Source organism: Paenibacillus sp. GYB006 (assembly GCF_036577645.1).
In the GTDB taxonomy this organism is placed as follows: domain Bacteria; phylum Bacillota; class Bacilli; order Paenibacillales; family Paenibacillaceae; genus Paenibacillus.
This window is the reverse complement of sequence record NZ_JARBDA010000007.1, coordinates 72,545-87,613: the sequence shown is the minus strand read 5'-3', so window position 1 is coordinate 87,613 and position 15,069 is coordinate 72,545. Positions and strand designations below refer to the sequence as shown.

Sequence of the window (15,069 nt, the reverse complement as noted above, 5' to 3'; positions counted from 1 at the left end):
TCATTAGTTGCTCTCAAGGTATAGATAATAGTATGCTAGAGTTATGTGATTGACGGATATTGTCTAATTTTAGCAATCATTAAATGAACCACACAATTGCTCATAGACTGAGGCCAAAAAAAGTAAGGTGGTGATAGCATGAAAGTGCGAAATCCAATTACAATCCCATCTATCATTCTGGTCGTGCTCGTTATGTTGGTTTCGGGTTGCAGTGCATGGAATGAAGACGTAGGTGGAGCCGAGGAAGGAACACCAGGTGAGGTGAACATGATTGTGGAAGGTGGATTTTTTATACCGTCTATGAATCAATCCTTGCATTTACGTTATGATGAAGGTATGACGGTTTATGAAGCGCTGGACCGTGTAGCGAATCTATCGAAGGAGTCAAATCAGATTATTTCGGTCGGATCTACTGTACTTGATGATACGTTACAGTGGAAGGTGGAGAAAAACAATAAAGAAATCAGTGCTGATATGTGGGGACAATCCATAAAAGACAAAGATTCACTCAAACTGTCCGTAGTACCTGCGACACCTATAGATATGAGCCAAACGGGTGGATCAGGGGTTACTCTGGAGTTAAGTGGCGGATCAAATAATCCGGAATTACGATTTACAATAGCAAGGCTGTATGATCCCACGCTCACGGTTAGAGATCTACTAATGAGTACAGATTCTGTGCAGTTGTCCGATAATAAGAAGCATCTTCAATCTATAAGTGGTTATACCCCTCGAATATCGGAGAAGTGGATGATGAAGGTGAATAACAAGGAACTTGCTGAACATGGACTTGATATGGTTTTAGATCCAGGTGATGAAGTGCGGATTGAAATCGTAGAGAAAATCTAGTAAAACACAGAATCGCGTAAAGAATGTGTGAAGAATGAAAGAAGCCGATTCCTCTGGGAGGAACCGGCTTCTTTCTATTCTAAATACGGCAAATTTCGATGGGGCATTGTTCACATCTGCAAATTTCACGAAGAGAATTTAGTTCTTTAATGATAATGTAGCCACCTTCATAAGCAAGAGAACCTTTTTTTCGAAGCTCCCCGAGCATTCGGTTTACGCTTTCTCTTGTAGCTCCAATCATGTTAGAGAGGTCAGTGTGCGTCAATTTCTTATTAATGCGAATACTTCCATCGGCTTGTTGCTCACCGTAAGTATTGCCGAGGCGAATCAGTGTAGAACATAGAGCTCCTTGCTTACCATACATCATAAGATCACGGAATTTAGTCTGTGTAATACGGTGGTAAATTCCCATCCATTTCATAAAGTCAATTGCGAAGTCACCGTATAACCCAATTAACAATTCAAGATCAGCGGTTTCAATAATGCCAACTTCACTTTCCTCAAGCGCTTCTGCAGAGAAACTGTGTCGACTTGAGAAGAAGGGATCTGCATGACCTGTCATATCTCCATCTTGATGGATGTACATGATGAGTTCTTTACCTTCATCTGTTGATTTAGTGACTTTAATCCGACCCTTCTTTATATAGAAGAGTTTATCTGCAGTGTCTCCTTCCCAGAAAAGATGAGATCCTTGGGGGAAAGTTCGTTCCTTCATGGAGTCAAAAAGGCGGTTCAAATTTTCCTTGGAAAAACAACTGGTATTTCCTTCGGTCTTTTCTAATACATTTGTATAAGTCATCATGATTTCCCCCTAGCTTTTATCGTAAATAAGTTCCTTAACATGAGAACAGTCATTTGTTAATGTGATTTAAGTCTTTGAATACCTCAAGTATATACTTATGAATATGATTTTTGGGCCTTGAAGAGAGGGAAACTGTGACGAAATTCTAAACTTTGTGATTCATTTCACTACTGAAAGGCGTACCCGTAAACTTTGTGAAGACATTCACAAAATATGTGAAAATAATCACAAACTTTATATTTTTATTATGATACTATGATCTCGTAGAAAGAGAGAAACAAAATATATAGACATTTTGGTAGGAGGATGAATCACATGGCTGTTAATAAAGAAGAAGTAACAAAGGGAGTAACTGCCAAGGATTACATTAATGAAATCGTACTAAAAGGAAAGAAAGCTCTCGAATCATTTATGGAACTAGATCAAGCTGCAATCGACCGCATTGTTCAGGCAATGGCACTTGCAGGTTTAGACAAACACATGCACCTGGCTAAACTCGCTGTAGAAGAAACAGGACGCGGTGTTTATGAAGACAAAATTATTAAAAATATTTTCGCTACAGAATATATCTATAACGGAATTAAATACGATAAAACAGTCGGTGTCATTGAAGACAACGAATTTGAAAACTGCCAAAAGATTGCTGAACCTGTCGGCGTAATTATGGGGATTACACCTGTAACAAATCCGACTTCCACTACGATGTTTAAAGCACTTATTGCTATCAAAACACGTAATCCGATTATTTTTGGTTTCCATCCATCTGCACAAAATTGCAGCCGTGAAGCAGCACGCATCTTAAGAGACGCAGCGATCAAAGAAGGAGCACCAGCAGATTGTATCCAGTGGATTGAAGCACCTTCTATGGAAAAAACAAACGAACTGATGAATCACCCAGATATTGCGCTCATTCTTGCTACAGGCGGCGGTGCTATGGTAAAAGCAGCATATAGCTGTGGTAAACCAGCACTTGGTGTAGGACCTGGTAACGTTCCTTGCTTCATTGAAAAAACAGCTGACCTGAAACAAGCGGTGAATGATCTGATCTTGTCTAAATCTTTTGATAACGGAATGATCTGTGCATCTGAACAAGCTGTCATCATTGAAGAGCCGGTATATAATGAAGTGAAAAAATTGTTAATCGACAATGGATGTTATTTTGTATCTAAAGAAGAAACAGCGAAACTTACAGCAGGAGCTATTATGGCTGACAAATGCGCTGTCAATCCAAAAATTGTAGGACAGTCTGCTGTGAAGATTGCTCAAATGTGTGGAATCCATGTACCAGAAGGAACAAAAATCCTGATTGCAGAAATTGACGGTGTAGGTCCGAAATTCCCGCTTTCCGCAGAAAAACTTAGCCCGGTACTTGCTTGCTACAAAGTAAAAACAGCAGAACAAGGGATTGAACGTGCAGCTGAAATCGTTGCTTTTGGCGGAATGGGTCACTCTTCGGTTATTCATTCCAATAATGATGATGTGATTAATCGTTTTGCAGATCGTCTGCCAACATGCCGTATTCTGGTAAATTCGCCTTCGACGCATGGGGCCATTGGTGATATTTACAATTCTAATATTCCTTCCCTTACCCTCGGCTGCGGATCGTATGGTCGTAACTCGACCTCTTCTAATGTGACAGCAGTCAATCTAATTAACGTAAAAAGGGTGGCGCGGAGAACTGTGAATATGCAATGGTTTAAAGTTCCAAACAAAGTGTACTTTGAAAAAGGTGCTACTCAATATCTTGCCAAAATGCCGGACATTTCCCGTATTCTCATCGTTACTGACCCAATGATGGTAAAACTCGGTTATGTGGAAAAAGTAGAACATTACCTTCGTCAGCGCCGTGTGCCTGTTGCCATTGAAGTATTCTCTGATGTAGAGCCAGATCCATCGACAACAACAGTAGAACGCGGTACGGAGCTAATGAATCAATTCCAACCTGACTGTATTATTGCTCTTGGCGGAGGTTCGCCAATGGATGCTGCTAAAGCAATGTGGCTGTTCTACGAGTACCCAGATACAAGTTTCCACAACTTAAAACAAAAATTCATGGATATTCGTAAACGGATTTACAAATATCCGCGTCTGGGACAAAAAGCACAATTTGTTGCAATCCCAACCACTTCGGGTACGGGTTCTGAAGTTACTTCGTTTGCGGTTATTACCGACAAGAACAATGGCAACACGAAATATCCGCTGGCTGATTATGAGCTTACGCCTGATGTAGCAATTGTAGATCCTGAGTTCGTTTATAGTTTGCCTAAAACAGCAGTTGCTGATACAGGAATGGATGTACTTACCCATGCAATTGAAGCATATGTATCAGTAATGGCGAATGACTATACAGACGGACTTGCAATTAAAGCCATCCAGCTTGTATTTGAATATCTCGAAGCATCTGCACTTACCGGGGATAAACTGGCTAGAGAAAAAATGCATAATGCGTCGACCATTGCAGGTATGGCGTTTGCAAATGCATTCCTTGGAATTAACCATTCCCTTGCCCATAAATGGGGAGGACAGTACCATACTGCTCATGGACGTACGAATGCAATCTTGATGCCGCATGTTATTCGTTATAACGCGAAAAAACCAACAAAATTTGCATCTTTCCCTAAATATGCACACTTTGTAGCTGATCAACGTTATGCTGAAATTGCAAGAATTCTGGGACTCCCTGCAAGCACAACAGAAGAAGGGGTAAACAGCTTAATTCAAGCTATTCGTGATCTGAACAGAAAACTTGGCATCCCAGAATCGTTCCAAGCACTAGGTTTTGATGCTAAAGATTTCGAATCCCGTGTAGATTATTTGGCAGACCGCGCATTCGAAGATCAATGTACAACAGCTAATCCGAAGTTACCTCTGGTAACAGAACTCGCTGATGTGTACCGTAATGCTTTCTATGGTAATTTTGATAAATAAGTAATGATAAAAATAGCCGAGCTGAGAGGGAATAATCCTGGTTAGCTCGGTTTTTTTTATAAAAGGGAGGAAGGGGATGAATTCATGTTGCTTACCGATCTGCCGACCGACTATAACAGAGAAATAAAAATAGAATAACAGTTTAAACCATGTGATTTATATCACAGAGTAGGTGTGAGATATGTTCTATAATTCAAGGTGTAAAGCAGTTCCATGAAACAGTCGCTTCCCTTGAAAAGTGAAGAGAAGGGGTTATAACTAGCAAGGAAGTGAAAATAGTCACATAGTGTGACAGCTGTAGTAACAGTTTTACAGTTAGTAGGAGTACAGTTTTCATGGATTTTGTTCGGACCAGGCCCTTCCTTCACGCCTTGTCCTCTCAATCAGTCCAGATTAAACCAAAAGTTATTGGAGGGATTACCATGGCGGTAACCGAAAAAGATGTGCAAAGTGTACAGTCCGGTTGGAGAAACTTTCAAAAAGGCAAATGGACAAAAGAAGTAAATGTAAATGACTTTCTACAAAAAAACTTGAAACCTTATGAAGGAAATGAAAGTTTCCTGGCAGGGGCAACTGAAAATACAAAAGCACTTTGGGAGATCGTAATGGATCTTACCAAAAAAGAAAGAGAAAATGGTGGAGTTCTCGATGTAGATGTAAATACACCTTCTACTATCGTTTCTCACAAACCAGGTTATCTTGATAAAGAGAAAGAACAAATTGTAGGGGTTCAAACGGATGCTCCGTTCAAACGTTCTATCCAACCTTTCGGCGGTATTCGCATGATGGTAGACGCTTGTAAAGCATATGGTTTCGAACTTCCACAAGAAATTATTGATATGTTTACGACCATCCGTAAAACGCATAACCAAGGGGTATTTGACGCTTATACCCAAGAGATGAGAAATGCTCGTAAAGCAGGGATTATCACAGGTTTGCCAGATGCTTATGGCCGCGGTCGTATCATTGGTGACTACCGCAGAGCAGCACTTTACGGTGTGGATTTCCTGATTAAAGATAAAAAGAGAGAATTAAATGAACTTGAAGTTGATGTGATTGATGAAGATATCATCCGTCTTCGTGAAGAACTTTCAGAACAAATTCGTGCACTGCAAGAACTGAAACAACTGGGTGAAATGCACGGTTTTGATATCTCTGGCCCAGCACGTAATGCGAAAGAAGCTTTCCAATGGGTATACTTCGCTTACCTTGCAGCAATTAAAGAACAAAATGGTGCGGCAATGTCTCTTGGTCGTGTATCTTCCTTCCTTGATATCTACATTGAACGTGACCTGGAAGAAGGAACACTTACTGAGCAAGAAGCTCAAGAGCTTGTAGACCATTTTGTAATGAAACTCAGAATTGTTAAATTCCTTCGCACACCAGATTACAACGAACTGTTCAGTGGAGACCCAACATGGGTTACTGAATCCATCGGTGGTATGGGTATGGACGGAAGAACTCGTGTAACGAAAAACAGCTTCCGCTTCCTTCATACTTTGTATAACCTTGGTGCAGCTCCAGAGCCAAACTTAACTGTACTTTGGTCTGAACAACTGCCAGAAGGATTCAAAAAGTATTGTGCGAAAGTTTCGATTGAAACAAGTTCCATTCAATATGAAAATGATGATCTGATGCGTCCAATCTACGGTGACGATTATGGTATCGCATGCTGCGTATCCGCAATGCGTATTGGTAAACAAATGCAGTTCTTCGGCGCACGTGCAAACTTAGCAAAAGCACTTCTGTATGCAATCAACGGTGGTGTGGATGAAAAACTGGGTATGCAAGTTGGCCCTGAGTATCCTGCAATTACATCTGAAGTATTGAACTATGACGAAGTCATGAAACGCTTCAAACCAATGATGGAATGGCTGGCTAAACTTTACATGAACACACTGAATGTGATTCACTATATGCATGATAAATACAGCTACGAGCGTATTGAAATGGCGCTGCATGATCGCGACATTCTGCGTACAATGGCTTGCGGTATCGCTGGTCTGTCTGTAGCAGCTGACTCCTTGAGTGCAATTAAATACGCAAAAGTACGTCCAATCCGTGACGAGCGCGGTATTGCAGTTGATTTTGAAATCGAAGGCGACTTCCCTTGCTACGGTAACAACGATGATCGTGTAGACCAAATCGCTGTTGAACTGGTTGAATCGTTCATGACGATGATTCGTAAGCACAAAGCTTATCGTAATGCGATGCCTACGCAATCCATTCTTACGATTACTTCTAACGTTGTATATGGTAAGAAAACAGGAACTACACCAGATGGACGTAAAGCAGGCGAACCATTTGCACCAGGTGCGAACCCAATGCATGGACGCGATAAAAAAGGTGCACTCGCAAGTCTTAGCTCGGTAGCGAAACTGCCATATGAGCACAGCTTAGATGGAATCTCTAACACGTTCTCCATTGTTCCAAAAGCGCTGGGTAAAGAAGAAGAAATCCAAAAAACAAACCTGACTTCCATGATGGACGGTTATTTTGGAAGTGGCGCGCATCACTTGAACGTTAACGTATTTAACCGCGAACAATTGATTGACGCAATGGAACACCCAGAAGATTATCCGCAGCTTACAGTTCGTGTATCCGGTTATGCGGTTAACTTCATCAAACTGACGAAAGAGCAGCAACTTGATGTTATCAACCGTACGTTCCACGGCAGCATGTAAGTAAAAATAAGTACGCACAAGCGGGTGCGTGGAAGGATGATGAAATGATGATAAAAGGACATATTCATTCATTGGAAACTTTCGGCACTGTCGATGGGCCAGGCATCCGCTTTGTGCTCTTTATGCAAGGCTGTCATCTCAAATGCCAGTATTGTCATAACCCAGATACCTGGGCACTTGACGGCGGGAAGACAATGACACTGGAAGAAGTTCTAAGTGAAATTGAGCCTTACTTGAATTACTATAAAAGTTCTGGTGGTGGTCTGACGGTCTCTGGTGGAGAACCGACACTTCAAGCAGGGTTTGTAGCAAGCCTTTTTCAAGAAGTGAAAAAACGTTGGAACCTTCATACCACACTGGATAGCAATGGATTCAATGATATGAACCGTATAGAAGAATTAATTAATGCAACGGATTTGGTTCTTCTTGATTTAAAGCATTTCAATGATGAAAAGCATAAAGTGCTGACTGGAAAATCCAATGAACGGATGCTGGAGACAGCACGCTGGTTATCAGATCATGGTAAGAAAATGTGGATTAGACATGTATATGTACCTGGTATTCATGATGATGAAGAAGATTTGCGTAACTTGGGACGATTTATCGGGACACTGAAAGGCGTCGAAAAGTTCGAGATTCTGCCTTATCACCAAATGGGTATTTATAAATGGGAACTTCTAGGCAAAGAGTACCCGCTAGAAGGAGTACCATCTCCAACACAGGAAGAAGTGGATCGTGCATACCGCATTATTGAAGAAGGACGTACGGAATCACAGAATCTTCATTTTTCTTACTAAAAAACTTAAGATATTTAAAAGATCTCCTTACTTTAACTCGTAGGGAGATCTTTTTTTGTTATTCGAAGATTTTATCCCTCCATTACTAAAATGTCGTCCTTACGTTCGAAATAAAAAGTTTTATAATGAAAATTGTAAAGCGGATGTAAATTTCATCCAGGACAGAGGGACTTAGGGGGAGGGTCACAAAATGTTGAAGAAAAAATTTGGTTCGATGATGTCTATTATGCTTGCTGCATCACTAACTCTGGCAGCGTGTAGTAGTGGTAAAGAAACACCACCAGCTGCCGACCCAGGTACTTCGGGGGAAACACCGCCGGCTGCTTCTACGGAACCTTTTGAAATGACACTGCGTCATACGCAAGTTGGGGCTGACAAGCAAAGACGTCTCGCCATTCTGCAAGATGTGATTAAAAAGGTAGAAGAAGAAGTTGAGGGGGCATCCTTTACACTCGATGGAGTTGACTCTGATGTAAACCGTAAAGAGAAGCTTCGCGGCGAAATGGCTGCAGGAAACCCGCCAGATATTTTCGACCTTTTTGGAAGCCCGGATGCGAAAGTATACGCTAAAGAAGGAATGCTGCTTAACCTGACACCAATTTTAGATGAGCTAGGCATCTCAGATAAGTTTTCATCGCTAGAACCGTTTATATATGAAGGAAACGTATACGGACTTCCTATCGGGGGTTCCGGTGAAGGATTCTTCTATAACAAAGAGTACTATGAATCAAAAGGTTGGAAAGCGCCTTCAACGTTCGCTGAGTTGGAACAACAGCTTGCAGATATCAAAGCAGACGGAAAAGTACCTCTTGCTGGTGCATCCAAAGCAGGATGGGTCCCGCTTATGCTGACTAACCATCTCTGGTCCCGTTATGCGGGTTCTGATGTGACAAACAAGTTCGCAACAGGAGAAGCAAAATGGACAGATCCGGCGGTTGTCGAAGCATTTGGAAAGTATCAGGAATGGGTTAACAACGGATATTTCAAAAAAGGTGAGCTTGGATTTGAATATGCTGAATACACGACTCAGTTCACTAGCGGTGAAGCGATTCTAATGTACGACGGTACTTGGAAATCCTCCGTATTTAAAGAAGGTCAATCCGGTGAAGGACTGATCGGAAAAGTAGGGTTCTTTAACTTACCTGCTGTTGATGGTGGAGCAGGGGACCAAACATCATTAATGCGTGATGTGAACAACGGATATGGTTTTGCCGCTTCTGTAGCAGAAGATCCGCAAAAACTCGCAGCCGTAAAATCCTTTATCAAAAATCTTTACAATGAAGAGATGCAAATCAGAGGTCTGGTAGAGGATGGCGTACTGCCTGCTATGAAGTTTGATGAAGAGGTATTAACGAAAAACATTACGGATGATCTGATGAAAGAAATCGTAGCCGTACTCAATGCATCGGAAACCTCTTTCCCGGCATTTGATTCTCTTGTTCAGGCTGATGTGACGACGGAGATCAGTAATATTCAAATTCAAAAACTGATTGGTGGTCAAACGACTCCTGAAAAAATGGCAGAGGATCTGCAAAAAGTTCAGGAAGAAGCAAACTCAGCAGTTGAATAAAGGATAAAACAAAGGGCTACGTACCCCGGACGGCGTCCGGGGTATTTTTTTATTTAGTATGTAGAATGTAGTGACATAAAGGTCATCAAGTAGAATCTGAATAAAGGCTCTATTTATTGGAGGTCCAGCATGAACAAATCACTTCGTAATCCGCTAGTATATATCTTATTTATTTTTCCGGCGCTACTCTTATTTTTCATGTTTTTCATATATCCCATTTTTAGCTCCATTTATTACAGCTTCACAAGCTGGAACGGGGTTTCCGCAAATCCGAAGTTTATCGGTTTTTCTAATTATCTGAAAGCCCTCGGTGATGAACGGTTCTGGGAGTCAGCGAAGAATAATGGGTGGTTTATCGTATTCTCCTGCTTTATCCAAGTACCGCTAATTATTTTTTTCTCCCTGTTAATTGCAAACGTCAAGAAACTAAAAGGTTTGTATAAAACAGCCGTTTTTCTGCCTTCCATTATGTCTACTGCCGTCATTGGAATCCTGTGGGGATTTATATACGAACCGAATATTGGCCTCTTAAACAAGCTGCTTGGCCTTTTTGGGATCGAACCTTTGTACTGGCTATCTGATGAAAAGTACGCCATGTTCTCTATTCTGTTAACGAATGCTTGGCAGTGGACGGGTTTTTATATCATTATGGTACTCGCGGCCATTTTGTCGATACCGCGTGATTTGGATGAAGCTGCAGAAATTGATGGTGCAACGCGGCTGCAACGTGCGCTCTCTATAACTCTTCCCTTAATTAAACCTATTATATCAGTGGTGATTATGTTATCTATTGCAGGGGCAATGAAAGCTGCGGATATCGTTATCGTTATGACCAAAGGCGGCCCGGCAGGCTCCACCGATGTCCTGGCAACTTATATGATCAAGTATGCAATCACAAACTTTAAATACGGTTATGGTAACACGATTGCAGTGCTCATCTTTATCTTTACATTGATTCTGACGGCACTTTATCAGTTGCTCATCGCTCGCCGTAGTGAAAGGATTGAATACTAAGATGACCCAACTAAAAAAATCAATCCCTCATCTCTTTTTATTAAGTTATTTACTAGTTATTCTATTTCCATTTTTGTTCGTTATTTTCTCTTCTGTTAAGAAAGATAATAATGAGATTGCACTGAATCCGTTTGGAATTCCAAAAGAATTCGTATTTACCAACTATGTAGAAACTTGGGTGAATGCCAAGATTGGAACGTATTTTTTCAATAGTATGTATATCTCCATCTTAGCTTCGGTTATATCCATTCTGCTTGGTGCTATGTTTGCTTTCGCAGTAACACGGATGAAACATGGCAAATGGAATGTTGCCCTTTTCAGTCTTATTCTCGTAGGCATGCTGATTCCGAACAACTCACTTATGCTGCCTATCTATTTACTTGTACGAAAAATGAACATTCTGGATACGCACTTAGCGCTCATCATTCCTTACATCGCAAATGCTCTGCCTTTTACAATTATTATCCTAGCGGCATTCATGCGATCACTTCCGAGTGAAATTGAAGAAGCAGCGGTTATGGATGGGTTGAGAGCGCCTGGTATTTTTGCTAGGATAGTGTTACCTCTTACTATTCCTGCCATTGTTACCGTTTTTATTGTTAACTTTCTTGGTAATTGGAATGAGTTTTTGCTGGCTAACTATTTCTTATCTACAGACACGCTCCGCACGCTTCCAGTAGGTATGGTTCAGTTCCGAGATCAGTATCAGATGAACTATGCTCAAATGTCTGCAGGTATTGTGTACAGTGTAGTGCCTGTCATTATTATTTATGCTATCTTACAAGAACAAATTATTGAGGGCGTAACAGCAGGCAGCGTAAAAGGCTGAAGGGTAACATTCGCAAAGATGATATAGGGAGAAATGCCGAATGAATCTAAGGATGAAACTATATATGGCGTTTCTTTCTCTCATTGTCATTCCCATGTGTGCGATGGGGATCGGAACTTTTCTCGTTACATCTCATACCATTGAGAAAAAGTATAGCGAGCAGGCCGAGTATTCCCTTAAATCCATCAGCTACAGTATAGAAAATGTGTTTCGCGAGATGAATAATGTAACGGATAGTGGAGTTGCATCCTCCGTCTTTCATATGGCTCTTATCGCAGATAATCCAGTGAATCTTGGAGAAGGAGATCAATTATCTCTGAATGCAAGTCAGCGGAACTTCCGCAGTCTTCTATATAATTACCCGGCAATCAGCTATGCATTCCTATATAACCTTCAACCAGCGCCTAGTAACCGGATTGTATCTATTTTTACTAAAGAAAATTTTAATGCCTTACCCTTTGACAAGTTTAAAAGGCATTCCTTATACAATGAAGTGATGGAGTTGAACGGAGTTCCCCGGTGGATTGCACCATTTGAATACCCGGAGTTTACAGGAAGCGAACCTGTATTTACACAGATCAGATTAATAAAGGAACTGAGCTTTTTTCAAAACATCGGTATTCTTGTTGTGCAAATTAAGAACTGGGAGATCGATCGTATTTTTCGAAATCTCAGTATAAGCGGTGCGCAAGATACGCATTTCATGATGGTAAATGAGGATGGACTCATTGTCTATGATCCTTCGAGTACCTACCAAGGGCAGTATATGTCAGAACTGGTGGAACAAGAAAAGCCTTTTTCGAAAGGGTATGAAAGTTTAAAAGTAGGATTTAATGGCAGGGAGAGTATCGTTTCGTCCTATCAGATGAAGGATTCTCCTTGGCATTTAATATCGGTTACTTCGTGGAAGTCTTTATCACAGGAAACGACGGTACTGGCGAAGTGGTATGTCATTATTATCATGGCTTGTCTGCTCGCAGCCCTCATGTTCAATATTCTGTTTATGAACCGAATTACAGGTACGATTGCTGTACTTGTTCGGTTTATGCGCAGAGTGGAACGAGGTGATTTTAGCGCTAGAGTGGAAGGTAAAGGTTATGATGAGATGCAGCTGTTAGCTCAGGGATTTAATGATCTGATGGATAAAATAAGCAGTTTATTCTCCAGGGTGAAGGCTGAACAAATGCAAAAAACAAGTGCAGAGCTAAGGGTTCTTCAAGCACAGATTAAGCCGCATTTTCTATTTAATACACTCGAATCGATTAATGGTCTTGCCCTTCGAGGAGAAGGCCGTAAAGTGAGTGAGATGGTAACGAGACTCGGCAGCATTTTGCGGATTAGTATTCAGGATAAAGAAGAAATAACGATTCAAGAAGAAGTTAAACATCTGAAAAGCTATCTTGAAATTCAGAAGTACCGTTTTCCAGATCTTTTTGAATATGAAATGGATATTCCCTCTGGGCTCGAATCTTTTCCAATGCTCAAGCTTACCCTCCAGCCATTAGTGGAAAATAGCATTCAGCACGGATTTGAAGGAATTGATTACAAAGGTAAGATTAAAGTTAGTGCATGGGAAGATATGGGGAAAGTGATCCTACAAGTAGAGGATAATGGACTCGGCATGGATAATGAAGTTCTCAGCAGGTTTGAATATATGTTAAAAGAATCTTCCAACTGGCCTGATCATAAAGCGATTTTAAAAAGTCCGGTTATGTCCGAAAGACGTGGTCTTGGGGTAAGAAGTGTAGCAGATCGAATTCGAATTCAATATGGGGATCACTATGGGATTTTTATCTGCTCTTCAAAAGGTCATGGAACGGTGATCCGGTGCATACTGCCTAAAAACGATTGGGGGGATCGGCCTTGAATCTGAAGGTGCTGCTTGTAGATGACGAACAACCGATTCTGGATAACCTGACTGAATTTATTTCCTGGGAAACAATAGGAATTGAAGTTGCTGGAACTGCACGAACAGGCCGTGAAGCGCTTGAGCAGATTGCTGAATTTGACCCTGATTTAATTTTATGCGATATTCGTATGCCGATCATGGATGGTCTTTCTTTTATTAAGCAGTATCGTGAACGGGATGGAAAAGCTGAAATTTTGCTGCTTACCGGGTATCAGGAATTTGAATATGCAAGGTTTGCCCTTCAGCAGGGAGTGAGAGAGTACATATGCAAGCCTATCGATTATATAGAGCTGGAACAGACAATCAGCCAGTTAGCTGATTATATTATGAAGAAAAGGAGGAAGGAAAAGGAAGGAAGTTTACAGCAAGAACAAATGAGTAACTGGATTCGGAGAAGATGGTTGCTGGAATTACTTCTTGGCGAGTCAAAAAGTTCATATCCTCTTGTTCCTCAGTCTGAAGTACATGAAGAGAAGAATCGGTATACCCTCATCCTTCTGGATGCTCAGGATTATTTTCGCAGAGCAATGTTTTGGAGCGACCAGGAGCGTAAGACCTGGCATGAAGAGGTGCGAGAAGCTTTAGAAAGGAAACTGGAGAAGCTTGTCCCCCCTGGCATTGTCATTCAAACAAGAGAAGGCGAATGGTGCATTGTTATTGAGCAAAGCTCTGTTTTTAATAGATCAGGTCTCAATCAAGAGGGACTGAGTGAATTAAAACAAACTTTCGAAGAAGTAGCAGGGATGTCCGTACGTTTATACTCCGAGGGAGAAGAGGTTGTCTTCTCATTGCTAGCCGAGCAGTACCGAAAAGCGCAACAGGCGGTGATACACATGGAACATTCGGAGCTCCTTACGATGCGTAAGGATTTATTAGATGAAGAGAATGATTGGATGTCCCGTGCTTGGTCAGATCGACTCACTTTAGGAATAAGGCATCAGAACAAGGACGAGATTTCGAATATTTTACATCAGTTATATAATAAAATCTGTCTTCAACCCGAAGAGATACCAGGCAAGGCAGTGAAATATTTTCACTATGTGGTTGTTCATATGCTGCGTGAAATGCATGAAATGCGTATATTAAAGCCAGAGGATGAAGAGAAGTTCTGGAATGTGATGCTTCAACCTCTAACACTCAGAGAATTATATGAACTCGCCCTTACGTTGACAGAAAGATGTGGTGAAGAGCAGCCCAAAAAGTCAGCAGGTTTACTGGTAGCTTCTGCTAAAGATTATATTGCCTCGCGCCTTGATCAGGATTTGGGCATAGAAGAAATGGCAGATCAATTGAATATTAGCCCCAGCTATTTTTGTCAGTTGTTCAAAAGCCATTTTGGAGTGACATTTGTTGAATATATTACAAAAGAAAGAATGGAATCAGCCCAAAAACTGCTTGCCAGAACAGATCGCAGTATCGCATCGATTGGCGCTTCGGTTGGATACCGAGAAAGACGCTATTTCTCCAAGGTATTCCACAAATATTATGGGATGAAACCATCAGAGTATCGTGAGATGGCAGCTTCGAATCCACCGGTCACTGCTGATCGTAATAATCAATAATTTAAAAAAACGTATAAACAGCATTTCTTTGATGCCGGTTAACTGTCAAAGGATGCTGTTTTTTGTTGTTTCTCGTAAAGTAGAGAGCAACTTTTCAGGACTAGGTGCGTCTAATACAATGACAT

The 15,069-nt window shown here is 41.1% G+C and carries 10 protein-coding genes; 9 read left to right on the top strand and 1 reads right to left on the bottom strand.

Features of this window, described 5'->3' with window-relative positions; all coding sequences use genetic code 11:
* Positions 1 to 138 precede the first annotated feature (138 nt).
* The gene (locus tag PV403_RS16640; RefSeq protein ID WP_332085321.1) at positions 139 to 849 is read left to right on the top strand and encodes a hypothetical protein; all 711 of its coding nucleotides are present in this window, start codon (positions 139 to 141) and stop codon (positions 847 to 849) included.
* A gap of 79 nt (positions 850 to 928) precedes the next feature.
* Here the strand turns inward: PV403_RS16640 and PV403_RS16635 are convergent, their stop codons facing one another.
* On the bottom strand, positions 929 to 1,651 hold the full coding sequence (locus tag PV403_RS16635) for a Crp/Fnr family transcriptional regulator (protein ID WP_213529781.1): 723 nt from the start codon (positions 1,649 to 1,651) through the stop codon (positions 929 to 931).
* A gap of 315 nt (positions 1,652 to 1,966) precedes the next feature.
* On the opposite strand from PV403_RS16635, the gene adhE reads away from it, so the two are divergent.
* The 8 genes from adhE (at position 1,967) to PV403_RS16595 (ending at position 14,944) form a co-directional block, all read left to right on the top strand.
* A complete protein-coding gene (gene adhE, locus PV403_RS16630; RefSeq protein ID WP_332085320.1) occupies positions 1,967 to 4,579 on the top strand; it encodes a bifunctional acetaldehyde-CoA/alcohol dehydrogenase in 2,613 nt (870 codons plus the stop codon).
* A gap of 422 nt (positions 4,580 to 5,001) precedes the next feature.
* Positions 5,002 to 7,263 carry a formate C-acetyltransferase gene (gene pflB / locus PV403_RS16625; RefSeq protein ID WP_213530251.1) on the top strand — a complete coding sequence of 754 codons (2,262 nt, stop codon included), beginning with the start codon at positions 5,002 to 5,004 and terminating at the stop codon, positions 7,261 to 7,263.
* A gap of 47 nt (positions 7,264 to 7,310) precedes the next feature.
* A complete protein-coding gene (gene pflA, locus PV403_RS16620; RefSeq protein ID WP_213530249.1) occupies positions 7,311 to 8,060 on the top strand; it encodes a pyruvate formate-lyase-activating protein in 750 nt (249 codons plus the stop codon).
* Between the two features lie 190 nt (positions 8,061 to 8,250).
* Positions 8,251 to 9,630 (top strand): ABC transporter substrate-binding protein, encoded by a 1,380-nt coding sequence (locus tag PV403_RS16615; protein WP_332085318.1) that lies wholly within the window; start codon positions 8,251 to 8,253, stop codon positions 9,628 to 9,630.
* A 129-nt stretch (positions 9,631 to 9,759) separates the two neighbouring features.
* Positions 9,760 to 10,644 (top strand): carbohydrate ABC transporter permease, encoded by an 885-nt coding sequence (locus PV403_RS16610; protein ID WP_332085317.1) that lies wholly within the window; start codon positions 9,760 to 9,762, stop codon positions 10,642 to 10,644.
* Between the two features lies 1 nt (position 10,645).
* Positions 10,646 to 11,473: a carbohydrate ABC transporter permease gene (locus tag PV403_RS16605; RefSeq protein WP_332085316.1), complete on the top strand. Its 828-nt coding sequence runs from the start codon at positions 10,646 to 10,648 to the stop codon at positions 11,471 to 11,473.
* Positions 11,474 to 11,513: 40 nt separating this feature from the next.
* The gene (locus tag PV403_RS16600; protein WP_332085315.1) at positions 11,514 to 13,340 is read left to right on the top strand and encodes a cache domain-containing sensor histidine kinase; all 1,827 of its coding nucleotides are present in this window, start codon (positions 11,514 to 11,516) and stop codon (positions 13,338 to 13,340) included.
* Positions 13,337 to 14,944, top strand: a complete 1,608-nt coding sequence (locus PV403_RS16595; protein ID WP_332085313.1) for a response regulator — start codon at positions 13,337 to 13,339, stop codon at positions 14,942 to 14,944. The genes PV403_RS16600 and PV403_RS16595 overlap by 4 nt, the downstream gene beginning before the upstream one ends.
* Positions 14,945 to 15,069: the final 125 nt, after the last annotated feature.